Annotated in this window: 26 protein-coding genes; all 26 read left to right on the top strand. The window is 38.0% G+C overall.

Translation table 11 applies throughout. The annotated features are described in order from the left end of the window. The first annotated feature begins 6 nt into the window (after positions 1–6). The 26 genes from ftsY to fliF all read left to right on the top strand — a co-directional run bounded on the left by ftsY (position 7) and on the right by fliF (position 23,872). Complete coding sequence (gene ftsY / locus ACFQIC_RS05150; protein ID WP_204707847.1) at positions 7–1,200, top strand: signal recognition particle-docking protein FtsY; 1,194 nt, start codon at positions 7–9, stop codon at positions 1,198–1,200. A 77-nt stretch (positions 1,201–1,277) separates the two neighbouring features. Next, positions 1,278–1,607, top strand: a complete 330-nt coding sequence (locus ACFQIC_RS05145; protein WP_204707846.1) for a putative DNA-binding protein — start codon at positions 1,278–1,280, stop codon at positions 1,605–1,607. A gap of 13 nt (positions 1,608–1,620) precedes the next feature. Beyond that, a complete protein-coding gene (gene ffh, locus ACFQIC_RS05140; RefSeq protein WP_204707845.1) occupies positions 1,621–2,961 on the top strand; it encodes a signal recognition particle protein in 1,341 nt (446 codons plus the stop codon). Positions 2,962–3,047: 86 nt separating this feature from the next. Further along, complete coding sequence (gene rpsP, locus ACFQIC_RS05135; RefSeq protein ID WP_204707844.1) at positions 3,048–3,320, top strand: 30S ribosomal protein S16; 273 nt, start codon at positions 3,048–3,050, stop codon at positions 3,318–3,320. A gap of 14 nt (positions 3,321–3,334) precedes the next feature. Continuing rightward, positions 3,335–3,562 carry a KH domain-containing protein gene (locus ACFQIC_RS05130; RefSeq protein WP_204707843.1) on the top strand — a complete coding sequence of 76 codons (228 nt, stop codon included), beginning with the start codon at positions 3,335–3,337 and terminating at the stop codon, positions 3,560–3,562. A gap of 62 nt (positions 3,563–3,624) precedes the next feature. Further along, on the top strand, positions 3,625–4,011 hold the full coding sequence (locus tag ACFQIC_RS05125; protein ID WP_204707842.1) for a YlqD family protein: 387 nt from the start codon (positions 3,625–3,627) through the stop codon (positions 4,009–4,011). A gap of 7 nt (positions 4,012–4,018) precedes the next feature. Beyond that, positions 4,019–4,534 (top strand): ribosome maturation factor RimM, encoded by a 516-nt coding sequence (gene rimM, locus ACFQIC_RS05120; protein ID WP_204707841.1) that lies wholly within the window; start codon positions 4,019–4,021, stop codon positions 4,532–4,534. Beyond that, complete coding sequence (gene trmD, locus ACFQIC_RS05115) at positions 4,534–5,283, top strand: tRNA (guanosine(37)-N1)-methyltransferase TrmD (protein WP_204707840.1); 750 nt, start codon at positions 4,534–4,536, stop codon at positions 5,281–5,283. The genes rimM and trmD overlap by 1 nt, the downstream gene beginning before the upstream one ends. Positions 5,284–5,391: 108 nt before the next feature. After that, a complete protein-coding gene (gene rplS / locus ACFQIC_RS05110) occupies positions 5,392–5,736 on the top strand; it encodes a 50S ribosomal protein L19 (protein ID WP_204707839.1) in 345 nt (114 codons plus the stop codon). Positions 5,737–6,216: 480 nt separating this feature from the next. Then, on the top strand, positions 6,217–6,765 hold the full coding sequence (gene lepB, locus ACFQIC_RS05105; protein ID WP_204707838.1) for a signal peptidase I: 549 nt from the start codon (positions 6,217–6,219) through the stop codon (positions 6,763–6,765). A 13-nt stretch (positions 6,766–6,778) separates the two neighbouring features. Further along, positions 6,779–7,621 carry a ribosome biogenesis GTPase YlqF gene (gene ylqF / locus ACFQIC_RS05100; RefSeq protein ID WP_204707837.1) on the top strand — a complete coding sequence of 281 codons (843 nt, stop codon included), beginning with the start codon at positions 6,779–6,781 and terminating at the stop codon, positions 7,619–7,621. Positions 7,622–7,749: 128 nt separating this feature from the next. Then, positions 7,750–8,523 (top strand): ribonuclease HII, encoded by a 774-nt coding sequence (locus ACFQIC_RS05095; protein ID WP_204707836.1) that lies wholly within the window; start codon positions 7,750–7,752, stop codon positions 8,521–8,523. 11 nt (positions 8,524–8,534) lie between these two features. After that, positions 8,535–10,418 carry a hypothetical protein gene (locus ACFQIC_RS05090; RefSeq protein ID WP_204707835.1) on the top strand — a complete coding sequence of 628 codons (1,884 nt, stop codon included), beginning with the start codon at positions 8,535–8,537 and terminating at the stop codon, positions 10,416–10,418. After that, positions 10,415–10,687: an EscU/YscU/HrcU family type III secretion system export apparatus switch protein gene (locus ACFQIC_RS05085; protein ID WP_204707834.1), complete on the top strand. Its 273-nt coding sequence runs from the start codon at positions 10,415–10,417 to the stop codon at positions 10,685–10,687. Before ACFQIC_RS05090 ends, ACFQIC_RS05085 begins: the two co-directional genes overlap by 4 nt. A 130-nt stretch (positions 10,688–10,817) precedes the next feature. Next, a complete protein-coding gene (gene sucC / locus ACFQIC_RS05080; protein ID WP_204707833.1) occupies positions 10,818–11,978 on the top strand; it encodes an ADP-forming succinate--CoA ligase subunit beta in 1,161 nt (386 codons plus the stop codon). 16 nt (positions 11,979–11,994) lie between these two features. Further along, on the top strand, positions 11,995–12,897 hold the full coding sequence (sucD, locus tag ACFQIC_RS05075; protein ID WP_204707832.1) for a succinate--CoA ligase subunit alpha: 903 nt from the start codon (positions 11,995–11,997) through the stop codon (positions 12,895–12,897). Between the two features lie 76 nt (positions 12,898–12,973). Further along, entirely contained in the window at positions 12,974–13,849 is an 876-nt protein-coding gene (gene dprA, locus ACFQIC_RS05070; RefSeq protein ID WP_390216973.1) for a DNA-processing protein DprA, read from the top strand. Positions 13,850–14,013: 164 nt separating this feature from the next. Then, positions 14,014–16,089, top strand: coding sequence for a type I DNA topoisomerase (gene topA, locus ACFQIC_RS05065; protein WP_204707831.1), 2,076 nt, complete (start codon positions 14,014–14,016; stop codon positions 16,087–16,089). A 667-nt stretch (positions 16,090–16,756) separates the two neighbouring features. Next, positions 16,757–17,665, top strand: coding sequence for a tyrosine recombinase XerC (xerC, locus tag ACFQIC_RS05060; RefSeq protein ID WP_204707830.1), 909 nt, complete (start codon positions 16,757–16,759; stop codon positions 17,663–17,665). Between the two features lie 12 nt (positions 17,666–17,677). Continuing rightward, entirely contained in the window at positions 17,678–18,223 is a 546-nt protein-coding gene (gene hslV, locus ACFQIC_RS05055) for an ATP-dependent protease subunit HslV (RefSeq protein WP_204707829.1), read from the top strand. Between the two features lie 13 nt (positions 18,224–18,236). Continuing rightward, the gene (hslU, locus tag ACFQIC_RS05050) at positions 18,237–19,634 is read left to right on the top strand and encodes an HslU--HslV peptidase ATPase subunit (protein ID WP_204707828.1); all 1,398 of its coding nucleotides are present in this window, start codon (positions 18,237–18,239) and stop codon (positions 19,632–19,634) included. 24 nt (positions 19,635–19,658) lie between these two features. Beyond that, the gene (gene codY / locus ACFQIC_RS05045; protein WP_204707827.1) at positions 19,659–20,438 is read left to right on the top strand and encodes a GTP-sensing pleiotropic transcriptional regulator CodY; all 780 of its coding nucleotides are present in this window, start codon (positions 19,659–19,661) and stop codon (positions 20,436–20,438) included. 598 nt (positions 20,439–21,036) lie between these two features. Further along, positions 21,037–21,429 carry a flagellar basal body rod protein FlgB gene (gene flgB / locus ACFQIC_RS05040; protein ID WP_204707826.1) on the top strand — a complete coding sequence of 131 codons (393 nt, stop codon included), beginning with the start codon at positions 21,037–21,039 and terminating at the stop codon, positions 21,427–21,429. Between the two features lie 2 nt (positions 21,430–21,431). Beyond that, positions 21,432–21,893 (top strand): flagellar basal body rod protein FlgC, encoded by a 462-nt coding sequence (gene flgC / locus ACFQIC_RS05035; RefSeq protein WP_204707825.1) that lies wholly within the window; start codon positions 21,432–21,434, stop codon positions 21,891–21,893. 16 nt (positions 21,894–21,909) lie between these two features. Then, positions 21,910–22,218 carry a flagellar hook-basal body complex protein FliE gene (fliE, locus tag ACFQIC_RS05030; protein WP_204707824.1) on the top strand — a complete coding sequence of 103 codons (309 nt, stop codon included), beginning with the start codon at positions 21,910–21,912 and terminating at the stop codon, positions 22,216–22,218. Positions 22,219–22,279: 61 nt separating this feature from the next. After that, positions 22,280–23,872: a flagellar basal-body MS-ring/collar protein FliF gene (fliF, locus tag ACFQIC_RS05025; RefSeq protein WP_204707823.1), complete on the top strand. Its 1,593-nt coding sequence runs from the start codon at positions 22,280–22,282 to the stop codon at positions 23,870–23,872. The last annotated feature ends 11 nt before the right edge of the window (positions 23,873–23,883 follow it).

Below are 23,883 nucleotides of genomic sequence, written 5' to 3'. Positions count from 1 at the left end.
GGTTTTATGGGTTTTTTTAAAAAACTAAAAGAAAAATTTGTAGTAGAACCAGAGGGAAAAGAAGAAAATGACGAGCGTAAAGAAGAACTAGAAGTAGAAAAGGAAAGTGAATTAGAAGCGGATGATTCTACTTCTGAGCTAGAGGGGGAAACAGAAAGTGTTGAAGAAGAGATACCAAGTGATGAAGAACCAACACTTCCCTCAGAAGGAGAGGAAGAGCCTCTTCAAGAAGAGGAATCAATTGCTTCTAAATTTAAAAACGGTCTAGCTAAAACAAGAAATTCTTTCACAAGTAAAATTAATGATCTTGTCGCTCGCTATCGTACAGTTGATGAAGATTTCTTTGAAGAGTTGGAAGAAGTGTTAATATCTGCTGACGTTGGCGTGAGTGCTGTAATGGAGATCATTGAAGAGTTAGAAATGGAAGTGAAACGTCAGAATATTAAAGATACAAAACAAGTTAAAGAAGTGATCTCAGAAAAACTAGTAGAACTATACTACGGAAATGATAATCAACAAAATATTGAAGAATTAAAACAGAATCCTGAAGGTTTAACGGTTTACCTTATTGTTGGTGTTAATGGTGTTGGTAAAACAACGACGATCGGAAAACTTGCTCACCAATTACAATCTGAAGGAAAGAAAGTTACTTTAGCAGCAGGAGACACATTCAGAGCTGGTGCCATTGAACAACTCGATGAATGGGGCAAACGAGCGAATGTTCATGTCGTAAAACATACCGAAGGCAGTGATCCTGCGGCTGTCATTTATGATGGGATCCAATCAGCGAAGTCTCGAAAGTCTGATGTATTAATTTGTGATACGGCTGGCCGTTTGCAGAATAAAGTAAATCTCATGAATGAATTATCAAAAGTGAAACGAGTGATTGAAAGAGAAATTCCTGGTGCTCCACATGAAGTCTTACTTGTTCTTGATGCAACAACTGGACAAAATGCGATGAGCCAAGCAAAAACATTTTCAGAATCCACGGATGTATCAGGTATCGTGTTAACAAAACTTGATGGTACAGCGAAAGGCGGTATCGTGCTAGCCATTCGTAATGAACTAGAAATCCCTGTTAAGCTTGTTGGGTTAGGGGAAAAAGTAACTGATCTAGAAACGTTCGATGCTAATGCGTTTGTATATGGATTATTTGCTGATATGATTGAAGATCAAGAAAATGAAGAAGAAGAATTTTAAAGCCTTGACACGTCTGGAATATCTCAGTTATTATTACAAGTGTAAAGGTATTTCACTTAACAAGGAGTGAATATAGCGTGCTTGAAAAAACAACACGTATCAATTATCTACTTGATTTCTATCAGTCTCTACTCACTCCAAAGCAACGTAATTATATGGATCTGTACTATTTAGAAGATTACTCATTAGGTGAGATCTCTGAGAATTTTAATGTATCCAGACAAGCAGTCTATGATAACATTAAAAGAACGGAAGCTATGCTTGAGGAGTATGAAAAAAAACTAAATTTGTATGGAAAATTTGATAAGCGACAAAAGGTTTTTCAACAAATGGGTGAGACCTCAAGAGGAACTGAGAATGATAGGAATATTCAAAAATGGCTTCAACAACTACAAGACTTAGAATAGGAGGGTTCCTTCGATGGCGTTTGAAGGTTTATCCGACCGTTTACAGCAATCAATAAAGAAGATTAAAGGAAAAGGGAAGGTATCTGAGCAGGACGTAAAAGAGATGAGTCGAGAAGTAAGGCTTGCCCTCCTTGAAGCCGACGTTAATTTTAAGGTTGTCAAAGACTTTGTGAAGAGAATTCGTGAACGATCGGTTGGCGAAGAAGTAATGTCGAGCCTGACACCTGGTCAACAAGTTATTAAAATTGTAAAAGATGAACTAACTGAGTTAATGGGTGGAAATGAAAGTAAAATTGCTGTATCTAAACGCTCGCCAACAGTTGTAATGATGGTAGGACTGCAAGGTGCTGGTAAAACAACAACGACTGGTAAATTAGCAAATTTACTGCGGAAAAGTTATAACCGTCAGCCACTTCTTGCTGCGGCTGACGTCTATCGTCCAGCTGCCATTCAGCAATTAGAAACGCTTGGGAGCCAATTAGACATGCCTGTTCATTCGCAAGGAACGGAAGCCGACCCAGTGGACATTGCAAAACAAGCAGTAGAACAGGCAAAAGAAGAACACCATGACTATGTCATTATTGATACGGCTGGTCGATTGCACGTTGATGGAGATTTAATGGGAGAACTGCAGCGTATTAAAGATGCTGTAGAACCCGATGAAATTTTCCTTGTAGTCGACGCGATGACAGGGCAAGATGCTGTTAATGTTGCCGAAAGCTTTGATGAACAGCTTGATATTACTGGAGTTCTATTGACTAAGCTTGATGGTGATACTCGAGGAGGAGCTGCTTTATCTATTAAGGCAGTAACTGGCAAACCTATTAAATTTGCAGGTATGGGTGAAAAACTGGATCAACTTGAGCCCTTCCACCCAGAACGTATGGCTTCACGTATTCTTGGGATGGGAGATATGTTGAGCCTTATTGACAAAGCTCAAACACAGGTAGATGAAAAACAAGCAAAAGATCTCGAATCAAAAATGCGAAATGCGTCATTTACGTTTGAAGATTTTCTTGAACAAATGGAACAAGTGAAAAATATGGGGCCACTGGATGAAATAGTCAATATGATCCCTGGTGCCAATAAGATGAAGGGACTGCAGAACGCATCCTTCGATGACAAACAAATTGTTCACGTAGAAGCGATTATTCAATCTATGACAAAGAAGGAACGTCTAGATCCGTCCCTTATGAATGCAAGCCGTAAGAAGCGTATAGCCAAGGGGGCGGGACGTTCTGTATCAGAAGTGAACCGTCTATTAAAGCAGTTTGAAGACATGAAAAAAATGATGAAACAGATGAGCAATACCAAAGGGAAAAAAGGCAAAGGAATGAAATTTCCTTTTATGTAATGTAAAAACCCTTTACACACATCAAATCATCTGCTAGAATCTAATCTTGTGTGAAACATTTAAGAATTATATGGAGGTTGTTAAACATGGCAGTAAAAATTCGCCTGAAGCGTATGGGGTCAAAACGTAACCCATTTTATCGTGTTGTAGTAGCTGATTCACGTTCTCCTCGTGATGGACGTTTTATTGAACAAATTGGAACTTATAATCCTGTAGCTAGCCCAGTACATGTTGATATTGATGCTGATAAAGCTTTGGATTGGATGACAAATGGTGCTAAGCCAAGCGACACTGTTCGTAATCTGTTCTCAAACGAAGGAATCATGAAGCAATTCCACGATTCAAAAAACAAAAAGTAAAGTAGTGTGATACCATGGAAGCCTTGATCGAAACGATCGTTACACCGCTTGTAGATCATCCAGAAGAGATCAAAGTAAACGTTAAGGAAGAAGAAAGCAAGATTGTATATCACTTAACTGTTCACAATGAAGATGTTGGCAAGGTGATTGGAAAGAACGGTCGAATTGCTAAAGCGATTCGGACGGTAGTTTATGCGGCAGGCTCTGATTCGCAAAAAAGAATCTATTTGGATATCATGTGAAAAGGGAGAGGGCTAACCTTTCCCTTTTTTTACATAAAATTATACTTAGAGGCAGGTATTTCATGCAAATTATTCAACGAGTACCAGTCAAGCAAGTTCTAACAGATACGAGCAGACAGGCTTTGAAGGATCGTTTCGATAAAAAGTATGAACGCTTAGAGAATGAATGCCAACAGTTGAGATTTGAGCAGAAGAAACTGGAACGGAATAAGGAGTATAACCAGTCCGATGTTCGTCAAAAATTCAAGAAAGAAGTTGAAGTTCGCAAAGAAAGAATGGAGCGACTGGAATATCAAGTCAAACAGATCGATATTCTACCTAACGGTCATGAATTAAAAGTTGATGAAGTGGAAACTATTGTTGATATAGAAGAAGACGATAACTATGATGAAATCGTAAAAGATCGCCAAATTGTGATCAAAGATGGAATTGTTATACGAGCGAGGTAGGTTATAAATGAGTGATGAAATGTATAATGTCGGTCAAATAATTAATACACATGGCATTAAAGGTGAAGTGAAAGTACAACGAATCACAGATTTCGATGAACGTTTCCAACCAGGTCAGCTGTTGTATTGGGTGAATGAAGGTCAACCTGTCAAAGAATTAGTGGTGAAGAGTCATCGCATTCATAAAGGATTTGACTTATTAAGCTTTGAAGACCATGCTTCTATAAATGACGTGGAAAATTACCGTGATGGATTTTTGAAAGTTTCCTCCGATGAGCATGAAGAACTCGAGGAGCATGAATTCTACTTTCATGAAATTATTGGGGCTTCCGTTTATCTAACTACGGGTGAAAATCTAGGAGTCATCAAGGAAATATTAACTCCAGGTGCAAATGATGTATGGGTTGTTCAACGAGAAGGAAAAAAAGACGCTCTTATTCCATATATTGAAGATGTTGTAAAAGAGGTTAATATACGAAAGCAAGAGATCATCATTGATCCAATAGAAGGGCTGCTAGACTAATGCATATTGATGTTTTAACGTTGTTCCCGGAGATGTTTACGGGGGTTATGGATCAGTCGATCATGAAGCGTGCAAGGGATAAGGGTGCTTTTTCCTACGATACGATTAATTTCAGAGACTACACAGAAAATAAGCATCAAAAAGTGGATGATTATCCTTATGGAGGAGGAGCAGGACTAGTATTAACACCTCAGCCTATATTTGATGCAATAGAAGCAACAAAGGCCAGACAGCATTCTGAACCAAAGGTAATCCTCATGTGTCCTCAAGGGGAGCCTTATACTCAGAGAAAAGCTGAAGAACTATCCAAAGAAGACCACTTGATTTTTCTATGTGGTCACTATGAAGGATATGATGAACGAATCAGACAGGAAGTCGTTACAGATGAGATCTCAATTGGTGACTATGTATTAACAGGCGGAGAATTGGGAGCCATGGTTGTTATTGATTCTGTAGCACGTTTGCTTCCGGATGTTTTAGGAAACGATGAATCAGCACCGCGAGATTCGTTTTCTAATGGTCTCTTAGAGCATCCCCATTATACAAGACCTAGAGAATTCAGAGGTCATAATGTTCCAGAGGTTTTGCTGTCAGGTAATCATGCTCATATTGATGAATGGAGACACTATGAGTCCTTAAAGCGTACTTTTCATCGTCGTCCCGATTTACTAAAAGATCGTAAGTTATCAGATCAAGAAAAAAGCTGGATAGCAGAATGGAATTCACATAGTTCTTCTTGCGAAAATTAGCTTTATGTGTTATATTATCATTTGTGCTTAAACGTACGGTTTGAGCTAAAAACGATGTTCCGCTATCTCTTAGAAGGTAAGAGCGTTAGTTAAGAAGGAGTGAAAAAAATGCAACAACTTATTCATGACATTACGAAGGAACAGCTTCGTACAGATCACCCAACTTTCGGCCCTGGTGATACCGTTAAAGTACACGTAAAGGTTGTCGAGGGTACTCGTGAACGTATTCAGGTTTTTGAAGGTGTTGTTATTAAACGCCAAAATGGTGGAATTAGTGAAACATTTACTGTACGTAAGATCTCTTACGGAGTAGGTGTTGAGCGTACATTACCACTACATTCTCCAAGAATTGCGAAAATTGAACGTTCCCGTCGTGGTAAAGTACGTCAAGCGAAGCTATATTACTTGCGTAACCTACGTGGTAAAGCTGCACGTATTAAAGAAATTATCTAATTTAGTTAGAAAGGAGCTTGCATAGTCAAGCTCCTTTTTTCTAGATTTTTATAAAAGGAAATCGATAGAGATGGAGCTTTTATGGACGTTTATTTGTCCAGCTACGAGGGGCAGACCTTCGCGACATAAGCAATCTGCCTACATCGGGAAGATCACCCGATTACGGCATCTTGCTTATGCGTTTCAGGTCTAACCAAGCCCCTCTCCGCATTTCTTTATTGTCCAGCTACGAGGGGCAGACCTTCGCGACATAAGCAATCTGCCTACATCGGTAAAGACCACCCGATTACGGCATCTTGCTTATGCGTTTCAGGTCTAACCAGCCCCTCTCCGCATTTCTTTATTGTCCAGCTACAGTGGCCAGACACTCGCGACATAAGCCATGCACCTACGTGAAGGAAGTACGCTTCACTACGGTGCCTGGCTTATGCGTGTCGTGTCTCCCGGCCACTTCCGCATTTCTTTAAAAGGGGTTTTTTTATGAAGAAGCAGTGGTTTGAGTGGATTAAGGCGTTTGCTATTGCTGCTGCCTTAGCTATTGTAATACGTGTGTTTTTGTTTGCCCCGGTTATTGTAGAGGGTCCTTCGATGTCACCGAATTTACATAATGGAGATCACTTGATTGTAAGTAAAATTAATTATACCCTCGGTGAACCAGATCGATTTGATATTGTGGTTTTTCACGCTACTGATCAGAAAGATTATATTAAGAGAGTTATCGGATTGCCTGGCGAGGAAGTTGCTGTACAAGATGATAATCTTTATATTAATGGTGAGATGTATGAGGAACCCTACTTAGAAGGTAGTAAAGATGTTCTGCCTGAAGGGGAGTTATTAACAAATAACTTTACGATTGAAGAGTTACCAGGTGGACAATCAACAGTACCTGAAGGTTATCTTCTTGTTTTAGGGGATAATCGTAATAACTCAACGGATAGTCGTTCTATAGGAATGGTTCCATACGACCAGCTAGTCGGCGAAGGTCTGCTCACTTACTGGCCATTTAATCGTATAGGCTTGGTCGACTAAGGAGGAATAAAACATGACGATACAATGGTATCCAGGACATATGGCTAAAGCAAAACGTGAAGCTGAAGAGAAATTAAAGCTAGTGGATTTTGTTATTGAATTAGTGGATGCAAGAGCGCCTTTTTCTTCTGAAAATCCTGTCCTGCATCAATTGTTACAAGACAAACCGAAAATGGTTGTGTTAATGAAAAAGGACTTGGCTGATCCGAAAATCACAACTCAATGGTTAAATTATTACCAAAAAAGAGACGTGTCTGCTTTAGCTATAGAAGCAAATAATACAAAAGATATACAAAGAATCATTAACATGGCTAAAGATTTAGGGAAACCGAAAATGGATAAGTTGCGGGCCAAAGGTGTCCGTCCTCGTGCGCTAAGAGCTATGATTCTTGGTATACCAAACGTAGGCAAATCTACGTTAATTAATCGCCTAGCTAATAAAAAAACAGCGATTACCGGTGATAAGCCAGGTGTCACGAAGAAACAACAGTGGATTAAAGTGAAAAAGGATTTTGAGCTACTAGATACTCCTGGAATTTTGTGGCCTAAATTTGAGGAAGAAGAAATTGGTTATCGCCTAGCCTCAATAGGAACGATCAAAGATACTATTCTTCCAAAAGAGGATGTCGCTGCTTATATTTTAGACTACGTAAGTACTAATTACCCAGATTTATTAGAAAAAAGGTATGGATTTCGAACAATTGATGACATGATGACGGCCTTTGAAGCAATTGGAAAGAAACGCGGTTGCTTAGAAAGTGGAGGAGTGGTCAACTTTGATCAAACCTCTGATGTTATTCTTCAAGATTTACGTTCCGGGAAGCTAGGCCTAATAAGCTTTGAACAACCAGAATGAGGATATAAACGCAATGAGGAGTATCTCTTCGATTGCGTTTTTTCTTTTTAATGAACGGTTCTCTATAATTACAATATTCTTCATAAAAAATAAAAGAAACCGATATTAGAAATAATGGAGTGATCTATATGGAACAAACAAAAACGATTGCTGAAATCAAACAGTTGCTAGAAAACACCCCCCTTGATAACCACGAAATCGAAGCGTTTCGAATGGACAAAAGAAAAGGGGTGAAAAAATTAGTAGCCCAGCATGAGCGAAAGATGGTAGAGAAGCAACGATTACGAGCAATGTATAAGGACATGATGCACTTTGAGCAATTATCAGCAGAAAGAGGGAAGACTCATGTTGCAGGATTGGACGAAGCAGGACGTGGCCCCCTTGCAGGCCCTGTAGTGGCTGGAGCTGTAATTCTTTCCGATCATTTTTACTTAGAAGGAATCAATGATTCAAAACAATTATCACTGCATAAAAGAGAAAAATATTTTGATTATATAAATCGGGAAGCTGCCGTTGGTATAGGGATTGTGTCGAGTGAGGAAATTGATCAATATAATATTTATAATGCCACAAAGCTAGCTATGAGAAGAGCAGTCAATCAACTTAACATATCTCCTGACCACTTGCTTATTGATGCGATGCATGTTGAAAATATGCCGTGTTCGCAACAGTCAATTATTAAAGGGGATCAGCGCAGTGTTTCGGTCGCTGCTGCAAGTATTATCGCAAAAGTAACCCGAGATCGATTAATGAAAGACTTAGATGGAGAGTATCCTCAATATGATTTTCAATCGAATCAAGGGTACGGTACAAAAAAACACTTACAAGCGTTAAAGAACTATGGTCCAATCCCACAACATCGAAAAACTTTTTCACCTGTAAAAGAATACATTTATTCATAGGAGGAATAGAAATGGGACCATCTGTTGCTGCACTTTTCAAAGCACTACATCAGGCAGGGAAATCAGCTTCAAAACCAACCCTTCAAGTAGGACAATTCATCTCTGGAAAAATTGTAGAACTATTACCTAAAAATCAAGCAGTTGTGCAACTTAATGGGCAAAATATTAAAGCTCAACTAGACACACCCTTAACAAAAGGCGAGAGGTATATGCTACAGGTTACATCGACAAATGACTTACCTTACTTGAAAATGGTATCCCAAAAACCTATGGCTTCTAGCAAAACGATAGTAGACTTACTAAAACAAGCAGGACTGAAGGCGTCGAGCGGAAATATCAAAATGTTGCAACACCTTACGAAAACGGGAGTTCCACTTACCCAAGGCACGATCAGCGATGCTTTTAAAATTTTAAATAAAGAAGGCCATACTAGGCAGTCAAGAGATATTATAATGAAGATATTTGAGAAACAACTACCTGTCAAGCCGAGTGTTTTTCAAGCTTTGTTGACAAGAGAAACTACCTCATTATCTACGGTTTTAGCAGAAGGAATGAATGATCCTGAGGGGGAGGATACGAAAAGTCCACGAATAACAGAACTCATGAAAATTGTAAACGGAAAACAAACTTCTCCATCGATGAAACATGCTTTAAGCAACCAACTTTTGCAAGAAACTTTAGTCAATCGGCAAACCACTTTTAAACTTTTAAAAAAAGCGGAAGTTCTCCCTAAAGCTCTTGCCTTCGAAACTTTCCAACAAGAAGTTCGTCGTTGGAGTGGACAACGAGTCGAAACAGTTCCTACAGAATTAGAGGCTTCTCGAATAGTTATTAAAAATGAAAACAATCGTATTCCATTCCCCAATTTGCCATCAGAGAAGGAGCTTCCAGTATCGATGCGTAACTTGTTCAAAGATCAGCTTCCTTTTTCAAATAAGGAAATTCCTATGGTGAGAGAATGGGTTAATCAAGTAGAGCGGCTAGCTCAACCAACATCTTCTTCAAGTACGGCAGCTCAGATGAATAAATTGGTCAACACCCATCAAAATATGAGGCAGGCTCAAGCTTTTACAAAATTAGAACCTTATGTAAGTCAAGACATGCAATATATCGCGAAACAAGTAGAACAATACATAGCTTCATCAACTACTAAACCAACGATCCCTATGGAGCTTGTTAACAAGCTTCAATCCTTACTTCAGCGGCAAGTACCCGAAAGTGGCCAACCTCAAGTAATTGAATGGGCAGTAAGGTCTCAATCGTCGTCAACACAAGAAATAGGTAAAGATTCCTTTTTGTTAAAAATCAAGTCAATGATCCATCTATCTGGCATACATGATGAACCATTATTACTTCGTGACTTAGAACACAATTCATCAAATCAGCGAGAAACAACCGTTAAATCACTTATCGTTCAATCGCTACAAGAAGGCGGGGGGACAAAAACGGAATTCCTAAAACAAGCCCTAAACCTTCTTAATGGTGTTCAATTAACTTCACAGCAAGATTCTGGTCCAATGACTCAACTTTCTTTACAAATTCCTGCTGAACTCTTGAAAATGAAAGAAGATGCCTATGTGAACATTGAAGGAAAGAAAAATAAAAATGGGGAAATTAATCCGGATTATTGTCATATTATGTTTTATTTAGATCTAACTAATATGGAGGAAACGGTCATTGACTTAATGATAGTTGATCGGCGAGTTTCCGTGACGATATACAATGAAAACGAAATAGAAAAGACAATGTCCAGAAATTATAAGGAAAAACTACAAACAGGATTGGAATCTTTAGGTTATAACCTAGCGACCATCAAAGTCAAGACGACCGGCATGGAGAAACCGTCTCCTATCGCTAGGCAAACGGAGCAGTCAGGAGTGGATTTACGAATATGAACCAACGAAGAAAAGAAGCTATTGCCCTTGGTTATGAATCAGAGCAACAATCTGCTCCTCGACTAATGGCTAAAGGAAAAGGGTATGTAGCTGAGAATATCTTAGCGAAGGCAAAAGAAGAAGGGGTACCAATCCAAGAAGACGCTAACTTAGTCGAATTACTATCTCAGCTAAATATCAATGAACAAATTCCTGAGGAACTATACCATGTAGTAGCAGAAGTGTTCGCTTTTATATATCGTGCAGATCAAGATTATAATAAAAAATAACATCTTGTTTACATAATATTATACATGTTAATTATTTGAATTATTCGACAAGATAGTAGGTTATTGTGGACAATTGATCACATTTTTTTATACAATGAGAGTGCAGTGAAATTTGATGGGAGGATGAAACATGAATATTCATGAGTATCAGGGAAAACAAATTATGAGCGATTTTGGCGTTCCAGTGCCAAAAGGCCATGTGGCATATTCAGTAGATGAAGCTGTAGAAGCAGCCGAAAAACTAGGTAGTAATGTCACTGTTGTAAAAGCACAAATCCATGCAGGTGGACGAGGAAACGCCGGTGGAGTAAAGATTGCTAAGAATCTTGATGAAGTGCGTACATACGCTGAAGAAATATTAGGAAAAACCCTAGTAACCCATCAGACCGGTTCTGAGGGGAAAGAAGTTAAGCGCTTACTGATTGAGGAAGGATGCGACATTAAAAGCGAATATTATGTCGGTTTAGTCTTGGACAGAGCAACAAGTAAAGTTACAATGATGGCTTCAGAAGAAGGTGGAACAGAAATTGAAGAAGTTGCAGAAAAAACACCTGAAAAAATCTTTAAAGAAGTGATTGATCCTGTAACAGGACTAACTCCGTTCCAAGCACGTAGATTAGCTTTTAATATTAATATCCCTAAAGAATCATTAGGAAAAGCGGTTAAATTTATGCTTGGATTATATGATGTATATGCTAAAAAAGATTGCTCAATTGCTGAAATCAACCCATTGGTTACAACCGGGGACGGAGGCGTATTAGCTCTTGATTCTAAACTAAACTTTGATGATAACGCTTTATACCGTCAAAAAGATATTGCAGAGCTTCGTGATCTCGATGAAGAAGATCCAAAAGAAGTGGAAGCATCTAAATTTGATTTAAGCTATATTGCCTTAGATGGAAATATCGGTTGTATGGTTAACGGTGCTGGTCTAGCTATGGCTACGATGGATACAATTAAGCACTATAGTGGTGACCCTGCCAACTTTCTTGACGTTGGCGGTGGAGCAACGACCGAAAAGGTTACAGAAGCATTTAAAATTATTCTTTCTGATGACAATGTGAAGGGTATTTTTGTCAACATTTTTGGTGGAATTATGAAATGTGATGTAATTGCTGAAGGTGTAGTTGAAGCAACAAAACAAATCGGATTAACGCTTCCGCTAGTAGTACGTTTAGAAGGTACAAATGTTGAAGCAGGGAAGAAAATCCTTGATGAATCAGGCTTGAATATTACATCAGCAGACTCCATGGCAAACGGTGCTCAAAAAATCGTAGAATTAGTGAAGTAGAAAGGCGGGGAATGGAATGAGTGTATATATTAATAAAGATACAAAAGTTATTGTACAAGGAATTACAGGATCAACTGCTTTATTCCATACAAAACAAATGGTAGAATATGGTACTCAAATCGTAGGTGGCGTTACCCCTGGTAAAGGTGGAACAGAAGTAGAAGGCATTCCGGTATTTAATACAGTTTCTGAAGCAGTAGAAAATACAGGTGCCAATGCATCGGTTATCTATGTGCCTGCACCATTTGCTGCAGATGCGATTATGGAGGCAACAGATGCTGAGCTGGACTTAGCTATTTGCATTACTGAACATATTCCTGTTCTTGATATGGTTAAAGTTAAACGCTTTATGGAAGGAAAGAAAACTCGTCTTGTAGGACCAAACTGTCCTGGTGTCATCACACCTGATGAGTGTAAAATTGGTATCATGCCTGGTTATATTCATAAAAAAGGCCACGTTGGCGTTGTTTCCCGTTCAGGTACTTTGACTTATGAAGCAGTCCATCAACTTTCTGAAGCTGGACTAGGCCAGTCGACAGCAGTAGGAATTGGGGGAGACCCAGTTAACGGAACAGACTTTATCGATGTACTAAAAGCTTTTAATGAAGATGAAGACACAGAAGCTGTCATTATGATTGGTGAGATCGGTGGTACAGCAGAAGAGGAAGCAGCTGAATGGGTGAAAGCGAATATGTCTAAGCCCGTGGTTGGCTTCATCGGTGGACGTACGGCTCCTCCTGGTAAACGTATGGGGCATGCTGGTGCGATCATTTCTGGTGGAAAAGGAACGGCTGACGAGAAGATTCGCGTCATGAATGAGTGCGGCATTGATGTAGCTGAAACACCATCTGTTATGGGTGAAACTTTAATTGAAGTCTTGAAAAAAGAAAGTCTTTTAGAAAAATGTAAAACACACTAATTATTCAAATTTCTAAATAAACCGTGCCTTCTTAGGGCACGGTTTTAACTATAACTTATAGAAATGAGGACAACACTTGGTCAATTATAAAGAAAACCTTATTGCATTACACGATTGTCCCTACACTACAAGGCCTATGTTAAGACGAATTATGAAGGTGAATAATCTCCTGTCTTCAATCCACCGTATAACCCCCATGCAACTCTCCGATGCCGCTCAAATTCCATTAGATCGTTCGAAGGCCATTCTTCACCATATAACTGACCCTAATATAATGAAGAAACTCGACAAATTTAGAAAACAGTTCCATTATATTACTTGCTTTGATAAAAATTTTCCCTCATCCTTAACACATATTCCTGACCCTCCACTAGTAATATACGCTAAAGGAAACTTGCAACTCTTGCATCATCCCTTGAATCTAAGTGTCGTTGGGACTCGTACACCTTCACAATATGCGTTTCCAGCAATGAACAAAGTACTAAGACCCCTTATACAGGCAGATTTTCATATTATAAGTGGAATGGCCATGGGAATAGATCAATGTGCCCATCAACTGGCCATTAAAAATAGTGGCCAAACCATCGCTGTAATCGGATCAGGTTTTCAATGTTTGTATCCCAAAAATGACCTGGGTTTATTTAAAACAATAGCAGAAAACCATTTATTAATTAGCGAATATCCTCCTGATCGTTCTGCTAGAAGGTATCACTTCCCAGAGCGTAACCGAATCATATCAGGTCTTTCTGAGGCTACCCTAGTCATTGAGGCACGAATGAAAAGCGGCTCGCTAATTACCGTTGACCAGGCTCTAGAACAAGGAAGAGATGTGTATGCTCTTCCCGGACCTATTGGCTCAAAAACGAGTGAAGGATGTCATCATATTATTAAACAAGGGGCTTATTTGGTACAAAGTTATCAAGATATTTTACGTGGTTATTGTGAGAAATAAAAATTGTACTAAGATATAGCTATAAAGGGATATAGAGCAGTCAATTCCTTTTAAAAAGGGATGCGCAAGTTTGACAAACTGTTTCATTGTATTTAATAATAGGGAAGATTTCAGATATGCATATAAATAATAAAAATAGAAATACCTCTATGGGAGGAAAGCACATGGCAGATTATCTCGTAATTGTTGAATCACCAGCTAAAGCAAAAACAATTGAACGATACCTTGGAAAAAAATACAAAGTTAAAGCATCTTTAGGACACATTCGCGATCTACCTAGAAGCCAGATGGGGGTAGATGTGGAAAGTGATTTTGAACCTAAATATATTACGATTAGAGGAAAAGGACCTGTATTAAAAGAATTAAAAACAGCTGCTAAAAAAGTAAAGAAAGTTTATCTCGCAGCCGACCCCGATCGCGAAGGGGAAGCGATTGCGTGGCACCTGGCTCATAGTCTTAACATTGATGATAAATCAGAGTGTCGCGTTGTCTTCAATGAAATTACAAAAGAAGCGATTAAAGATTCTTTCAAACAGCCTCGGACGATCGACTCCGACCTTGTCGATGCTCAACAGGCAAGAAGAATTTTAGATCGTTTAGTTGGCTATAATATTAGCCCAATCTTATGGAAAAAAGTTAAAAAGGGACTAAGTGCCGGAAGGGTTCAGTCTGTTGCTGTCAAAATTATTATTGATAGAGAAAATGAGATTAAAAAGTTCCAACCCGAGGAATACTGGACGATTGATGCTGAATTTTTAAAGGACAAGGAACCATTCGAAGGATCATTCTACGGTGTTGACGGGAAAAAGAAAGAGTTAAAAACTGAAGATGATGTTAAAGAGATTCAGAATCGTATGAATGGTGATCAATTTTCAGTTGAAAAAGTAAATAAAAGAGAAAGAAAGCGTAATCCTTCTAACCCTTTTACTACGTCTTCACTACAACAAGAAGCCGCTCGTAAGCTGAACTTTAGAGCTAAAAAGACTATGATGGTCGCTCAGCAATTGTACGAGGGTATTGATCTTAAAGGTAAACAAGGAATTACGGGATTAATTACGTACATGCGTACGGATTCGACTAGACTTTCAAATACAGCTAAAGAAGATGCAAAAAATTATATTGAGAGTAATTTTGGAAAAGAGTATTTGGCGAATAACACGAATGAGAAAAAACAAGGCGGAGCCCAAGATGCTCACGAAGCTGTTCGTCCTACAGGAGCTCCACGCGACCCAAAATCAATGAAAAGTCTTCTTTCACGTGACCAATATAGACTATATAAATTAATATGGGATCGATTTATTGCAAGTCAAATGGCTCCAGCTATTTTAGATACGATGACTGTTCATATGTACAACCAAGGCGTAGAGTTTAGAGCAACAGGCTCCAAAGTTAAATTTAAAGGTTTTATGAAGATATACATTGAAGGTAGAGATGACAATAAGAAAGAACAAGATAAATTACTACCAGACTTAGAAGAGGGGATGACGGTAAAAGCGGAAGAGATTAAACCTAACCAGCATTTCACACAACCTCCTCCGCGGTACACGGAAGCTCGTCTTGTTAGAACTCTAGAAGAACTAGGGATTGGACGTCCTTCTACGTATGCACCTACATTAGACACAATTCAACGTCGTGGTTATGTGTCATTAGATAATAAAAGATTCGTTCCTACAGAACTAGGGGAAATTGTTTTAGAGCAATTGAACGAATATTTCCCAGAGATTATTGATGTAGCCTTCACAAAAGGGATGGAGGATGATCTTGACTCTGTCGAAGAAGGAAAACAAGACTGGGTTTCAATTATCTCTCAGTTTTATCAGGGTTTCGAACCAAGGCTTCAATTAGCTGAAAAAGAAATGGAAGAGATAGAAATTAAAGATGAGCCCGCAGGTATTGACTGCGAGAATTGCGGACACGAAATGGTTTATAAAATGGGACGGTACGGGAAGTTTCTCGCATGCTCTAATTTTCCAGAATGCAGGAATACAAAACCAATCCTGAAGAAAATTGAAGTTAATTGTCCAAAATGTAAGCAAGGTGAAGTAGTAGAGAGAAAGAGTAAGAAAAATCGTAAATTCTTCGGTTGTGAAAGGTATCCTGATTGTGACTTCATTTCATGGGATAAGCCAATTTCAAGACCTTGTCCAAAGTGTGAATCACTACTAGTAGAGAAAAAATCTAAAAAAGGTACTCAAATACAGTGTACGGAGTGTGACTATAAAGAAACACAGCAGTCATAAAAATAAAAAACTTATGCTAAAAAAGGAAGTAGTTTAGTTTTGGAGTACAAAAATGCAACTTGTACCCTTAACTGAACTACTTTTTTATGTGGATTTGCAACCGAAACTCAACAACTCTAGAGTGTGTACTGAGTTTATCTCTTTTCAACTCTCTTATGGGTTTTAGAGACTGTAGAGAGAGACAAACGAGGAGGATTAAAATCCGGCTCTATAACGAATGTGGTGATCATGCTTGATCTGTCAGTAACTCAGGAGAATATAAAAAATGCAAGCGAGACCAGGGTTGGAGACTTGTTTGGAAGAAACGATGGAAGACAGAAAAATATTATATGCCTTTATGTATCCGTTTTAACAATGGATATATTGAAGCTCTTATTCTGAAACTTAGACTTTTTCGGTAATAAGCAAGACCATTTCTCGATAAGGAGTTTGCTTACTGACAGTATACGAATTGATTGACACTGCTTATTGCTACCGATATAATTACCGTTTGGTAAGAATATTTACTTTACAGTATTATTATTTAGCATGTTTATTTTTCACCTTCTTAGCCGTATAATAGAGTAGGCGACTAAGAAACAATTCAGAATTTTATTACAATTTCATGAATTTTATTGTTAAAACAGTGAATAGTGTGATAAAATTTAAACGCTTTGTGAGGTGAACTATGAACGAACTTATTTATCAAAAGAATCAATTTGTGGAATACTTGCAAATTGAAAAAAATGCTTCCTTTTTAACTATTGATCAATACAAAGATGATATTGAAAACTTTTTTAGCTTTATGATGTCAGAGTCCATTTCTTCTCTTAAAGAAGTGGATTATTCGCTAATAAGGGTATATCTTTCAGAACTTCATTCAAAGGAATTGTCGCGAAGGAGCATTTCAAGAAGGCTATCATGCTTACGAAGCTTTTATCGATTTTTGGAGAGAGAGCAGTTAGTTCATCATAATCCTTTTTTAAATATACGAATGCCTAAATCGGAAAATCCGATTCCACAGTTTTTTTATGAAGAAGAACTGGAACATTTATTTACAGTAAGTGATCTAACCACTCCATTAGGACAGCGTAACCAAGCGTTACTTGAACTACTTTATGGAACGGGGATACGTGTTAGTGAGTGTAAACAGCTTGAGATAAGTGATATTGATTTCTCATTGACTACATTACTTATAACAGGAAAAGGTCGAAAGGAAAGGTATGTACCTTTTGGCCAATTCGCAGCAGATGCTTTAACAGACTATATTGAATATGGTCGGGAAACTTTACTTAGCAAAAGCAATAATTCAACCCATAATGTCTTTTTAAATGCTAGAGGTGGGCCATTGACCGCCCGAGGGATTCGAATGATATTAGACAAAATGGTGAAAGACGCAGCTCTTACTGTGGATATCTATCCACACAAATTAAGACATTCTTTTGCTACACATTTAATCAATCAAGGGGCGGATCTTCGTTCTGTGCAGGAATTATTAGGCCATGAACATCTATCTTCCACGCAGATTTATACACATGTTACAAAGGATCGACTTCGAAATGTTTATATGAATAGTCATCCGCGCGCAAATAAGTAATGAGGTGATCGAATGGATCAACAATTTCATGCAACAACCATCTTTGCTGTCCAACATGAAGGGCAGTCAGCTATGAGTGGAGATGGTCAAGTAACGCTAGGAAATCAAGTGGTCATGAAACATAAAGCGGTAAAGGTTCGTCGATTGTATAATGAACAGGTATTAGCTGGTTTTGCCGGATCTGTTGCGGATGCTTTTACGCTTTTTGAAAAATTTGAGGCAAAGTTAGAAGCCTATGATGGAAATCTTGCTAGAGCCTCTGTAGAGTTAGCAAAAGAGTGGCGGAGCGATCAGGTTTTGAGAAAATTAGAAGCTATGCTCATTGTGATGAATAAAGAGAAGATGTTTCTAGTCTCTGGGACAGGAGAAGTAATCGAACCAGACGATGGAATATTAGCTATCGGTTCTGGGGGAAACTATGCATTAAGTGCTGGCCGTGCCCTTAAGCGTTATTCACCTGGGCAATCAGCTAAACAAATTGCTCAATCAGCTTTAGAAATAGCAGGAGAAATATGTGTATTTACTAATGATCAAATAACTCTAGAGGTCTTAGAATAAGGAGGTTTGCATCATGTCTATAAATTTAACTCCAAAACAAATTGTTGAGCGACTGGACCAATATATAATTGGTCAGACAAATGCAAAACGGTCCGTTGCAGTGGCTTTACGAAATAGGTATCGTCGGATGCAATTAACGGATCATTTAAAAAACGAAATTGTTCCTAAAAACATATTGATGATGGGTCCTACTGGGGTCGGGAAAACAGAGGTTGCCAGAAGGTTAGCCAAACTTGTTGGAGCACCATTTGTTAAAGTGGAAGCTACTAAATTTACGGAAGTGGGCTATGTCGGTCGCGATGTAGAATCAATGGTACGTGACCTTGTTGAGATGGCTGTTCGTATGGTTAAAGATGAAAAAATGGAAAATGTAAAAAGCACTGGAGAAGAACAAGCAAATAAACGTTTAGTAAAATTACTTGTACCTTCTAAGAAAAAACAAACTAATTCTATGAAAAATCCTTTTGAAATGCTATTCCAACAAAATGAACAAGATCCCTCTCAGGAGGACCCAAGTGATGAAGAAACAGAGATTGAGACGAAAAGAAGCCGAATCAGGCATCAGTTGGATTTAGGAGAGCTTGAAAACCAAACAGTGACAATTGAAATCGAGGAATCTCAGTCATCCATGTTTGATATGATGCAAGGATCAGGTATGGAACAGATGGGGATGAACATGCAAGATGCCTTTAGTCAATTCATGCCTAAGAAGAAGAAAAAACGCAGACTTCCTGTTAGTGAGGCTCGAAAATTGCTGTCACAGGAAGAAGCACAGAAACTCGTCGACATGGATGAAATCGGCCAGGAAGCTGTCGAGAAAGTGGAACAATCAGGCATGATCTTTATTGATGAAATTGATAAAGTAGCAGCTAAAGGTGACAATCAAGCAAATGTTTCAAGAGAAGGTGTTCAGCGGGATATTCTTCCGATCATAGAAGGATCAACCATTGTGACAAAATATGGTCCAGTATCTACAGACCATATACTATTTATTGCTGCTGGTGCTTTTCATATGGCAAAGCCATCCGACTTAATACCAGAGCTGCAAGGTCGTTTTCCTATTAGGGTAGAGTTAAATAAACTTACAATCGAGGATTTTAGAAATATTTTAGTAGAGCCTTCTAATGCTTTATTGAAACAATATGTGGCACTTCTGGAAACAGAAGGTATAAAGGTCGAATTTTCTGACGATGCTATTAATAGAATTGCCGAGATTGCCTATGAAGTGAATCAAGAAACCGAAAATATCGGAGCGAGAAGGCTACACACTATTCTTGAGAAGCTATTGGAAGACTTATCTTTTGAAGCGCCAGACGTCACGTTAGAAACTATAGAAATAACCCCTCAATATGTAGAAAGCAAATTATCTACTATTGTTAAAAATAAAGATTTAAGCAGATTTATACTTTAACGAATTTTGCTAGGAGGAACAATAATGGAATTACTTAATCGTGCAAGAAGAATTAACGCAATGTTACAAAAGACAACAGGGAAATCGGTGGACTTTAACGACATGTCTGCAACATTGAGAGATGTAATTGGAGCAAATACCTTTGTATTAAGCCGTAGAGGAAAGCTCTTAGGATTTGCTATTAAACAGGAAATCGAAAACGAGAGAATGAAAGCTATTCTATCGGACCGTCAATTTCCACAGGAATACACGCAAAACTTATTCAACATACAGGAAACCACTCCTAATATTGATATTGGAAGTGATTACACAGCTTTCCCTGTAGAAAACAAAGACTTATTTGAAGAAGGTTTAACAACTATTGTACCGATTATTGGTGGAGGTCAGCGTCTTGGTACATTAATTCTGAGTCGTTTAAATGAGAGTTTTAATGAGGATGATTTACTACTAGCTGAATATGGAGCTACCGTTGTTGGTATGGAAATTCTTCATGAAAAAACTGAAGAAATTGAACATGAAGCACGTAGTAAAGCTGTCGTCCAAATGGCGATTAGTTCTCTTTCCTACAGTGAACTAGAAGCGATTGAACATATCTTTGAAGAATTAGAGGGAAATGAAGGACTGCTAGTAGCAAGTAAAATTGCGGATCGAGTAGGTATTACACGTTCTGTTATTGTTAATGCACTCCGTAAACTTGAAAGTGCTGGTGTTATTGAGTCACGTTCTCTAGGTATGAAAGGGACGTATATTAAAGTATTAAACAATAATTTCTTAGTCGAATTGCAAAAATTACGTTCCAACTAAGCGTAAAGAGTAGCTTCCAACTTTAAAGTGATCCCCTATAATAGACACTGAAACATTGACTTTAGTCTATTATGAAGGGGGTTATTTTTTATGTCTGAAAAAGGCAGTATATTTTAGGGGGGCAGTCATCTTAAGAAAAGAACGTTTAACGTAGCCCGGAAAAAAGATAATAGAACGATTAAAAAAGGAAATATTGTGGCGATACGAGGTTAGAAAGGCTCAAGTTTAATCACCATATTTGACAGAAAACCAAAATCTTGAGTAATACAGGAATCAGTTTCATAGTAGTAATGATACCTAAATATATTACTTTTTTTAACAATTTACAGATGCGAAAGTTTAGTAATCATATTTTTTTCATAATTTTTTAAATATACATGAAAATTTCAATTTATTTTATGACATAATTGTGTAATAATGTTCATTATAATAGTTTTTTCGACAAACCAAAAACGTATAGTTATAAATTATATTACTAGATCAAAAAAGATTGTTGTTTAAAAGATAACAAAAAATTTCCGATAGACAGATTAATAAAAGTTTCCTAGAATGTAGTTTGTGCTAATTTTAGCATTGTCAAAAAAAGGGGGGGGTTCAAATGAAATTATTCAATGACACATTTACTACGCTGGAGAACTCTTTAAACCATTCCACTAAAAAAAATGAAGCCATCTCAGATAATATAGCCAATGTGGATACCCCGGGATATAAATCTAAGGATGTTGTGTTTAAAGACGTATTGCAGAATGAACTGGGGAGTTTTGAGGCGAAAAGAACTAATTCAAGACATTTGCCATTTGAGGGGCAAGGCACATCTAACTCTGTAACAGTTACTAATGAAGGCACTACATATAATCATAATGGTAACAGCGTAGATATCGATAAAGAAATGAACGAGTTAGCGAAAAACCAAATACAGTATCAAGCCTTAGTTAATCGAATGAGTGGAAAGTTTAATAGTATAAAAAGTGTTATTCGAGGAGGCAATTAGAGATGAGTATCTTTAATTCTATAAATACAAGTGGTAGTGCTTTAACTGCTCAAAGACTTCGCATGGATGTGGCCACTTCTAATATGGCGAATGCTAACTCAACAAGAGCAACTCAAAACGAGAATGGTGAATGGGAGCCATATCGCCGAAAAATGGTCGAGTTCCAACCAAAGGATCAATCCTTTGGTTCTTTTTTGGAAAAAGCACAATACGGTTCTACTCAATCCAGTGCTACTGGAGGAGTGAGAGCGACTGAAATCCAAGAAGATCAAGATCCTTTTAAACAAGTTTTTAATCCCAACCATCCGGATGCCAATGAAAATGGTTATGTAGAAATGCCAAATGTTGACCCCTTAAAAGAGACGGTAGACATGATGAGTGCTACACGATCATATGAAGCTAATGTAACGGCTCTTAATGCATCAAAAGGAATGCTCATGAAGGCTTTAGAAATTGGGAAGTAAATAAGGAGGCACTATTATGGTTAATATCACACCGATAACGAATAATGCTGCTATTCAACCACCAGTAGCACAACATGCAAAAGATGTAACACCTAATGAAGCTCATTCAAAGTTTGCTTCCAACTTAAAGCAAGCAATTGAAAATGTTAATGAAACACAAAACACATCTAATGACATGACCAAAGCTTTAGCAAATGGTGAGGTTGATAATCTTCATGAAGTAATGATTGCTTCAGAAAAATCAAGCGTCACTATGCAAACAACCATAGAAGTACGAAATAAAGTGGTTGAGGCTTATAAAGAAATCATGCGGATGCAAGTATAACAACAGTTCAATTTAATTATTATATATATTCTCTTAAATTGTGCTTTTTTTGGGGGCAATTATGAAAGAAAAAATTAATTTATTTATCAATAAGACTACGACATTCTGGAAAGAGCGTAGTACAAAACAAAAAGGGCTCTTACTGGGATCTATTATTGGATTTATCTTATTACTATCTATAGCCAGTATTTTTGCCACAAAGTCAAACATGGTGCCCCTTTACCGTGATATTTCACTACAGGAAGTTGGACAAGTGAAAGAAGAGTTAGATGTACGAGGTGTTCCTTATGAATTAGAGTCAGGAGGAACGACCATTCTTGTTCCCGAGTCTCGCGCAGAATCCTTATTAGTGGACCTAGCAGCAGCGGGGTTACCTGATAGCGGTAACATTGATTACAGCTTCTTTAGTGGTAACGTTTCGTGGGGAATGACGGATAACGAATTTGACGTCATTAAATTAGATGCCATGCAATCTGAACTTGCCAGCTTAATGGCGGGTATTTCTGGAATAGAGGGCGCGAAAGTGATGATTAATGTGCCCGAGGAAGAAGTGTTTATGTCAGAAACTAATCAAGAGGCTTCTGCTTCCATTGTATTAAATGTCCAGCCTGGTCATGAAATACAAAATGAACAGGTTGAAACATTGTACAACTTAGCCTCTAAATCTGTTCCGAACCTTTCTAAAGATAATATCGTCATCATGGATCAAAATTTTAACTATTTTGACATAAATAATTCAGAAATCGCTAATAGTTCTGACGCTTATACATATCAGCAAAGCGTGAAAGAGGACATAGAAAGAGATATACAACAGCGTGTTCAGAAGATGCTAGGTACCATGGTGGGACAAAATAAGGTTGTTGCTACAGTAACAGCAGATATTGATTTCACACAGGAAAATCGGACAGAAGATTTAATCGAACCAGTCGATGAAGAAACAATGGCAGGTTTACCTGTAAGCGTTGAACGCATTGAAGAGGCTTATGAAGATGGTACACCTGTAGGGGGTGTTCCAGGTGCTGGTGATGAAGATGTACCGGGTTATGAAGCCGAAGATGGTGAAGGTAACGGTGATTATGAAATGTCTAAAGAAACCGTTAATAACGAATTTAATAGGATTCATAGAAATATTGAAGAAAGTCCTTTCAAAGTTCGTGACCTTGGTATTCAGGTAGCTGTTGATAATACAAAAGGTGAAAATGAGCAAGGAGAAATAGTAACACTTACTCAACAAGAACAAGCTTCAGTGGAAGAAAGTGTTCAATCTATTCTTGATTCTATGATTACAACTTCAATAGATGGAAGTTATGGGGAAATAGATTCAGAAGAAAAAGCGTCTATTGTATTTCAGGAATTTGATGGAGGTACTACATTCGATACTGAGTCCGCGGGTATCCCAGTTTGGATGTATGTTGTAGGCGGGCTACTACTACTGTTAGTCCTACTGCTAGCATGGATGTTGATGAGACGCAGAAAAGAAGATAATGAAGAAGAATTTTTTGAAGATGTTGAAGAGGAAGGGCCTGTTGAAGTACCAGATATTGAAGAAAAAGAAACAGAGTCATCCGTCAAACGTAAACAACTTGAACGTATGGCAAAAGAAAAGCCTGAGGATTTTGCAAAATTATTGCGCTCATGGATTTCAGAGGATTAAAGGAGGGACCT

Source organism: Halobacillus seohaensis, from assembly GCF_042663045.1.
Classification (GTDB): Bacteria; Bacillota; Bacilli; order Bacillales; family Halobacillaceae; genus Halobacillus_A; species Halobacillus_A seohaensis.
Note: the sequence above shows the minus strand (reverse complement) of the source record. Positions and strands in the feature narration are given on the sequence as shown.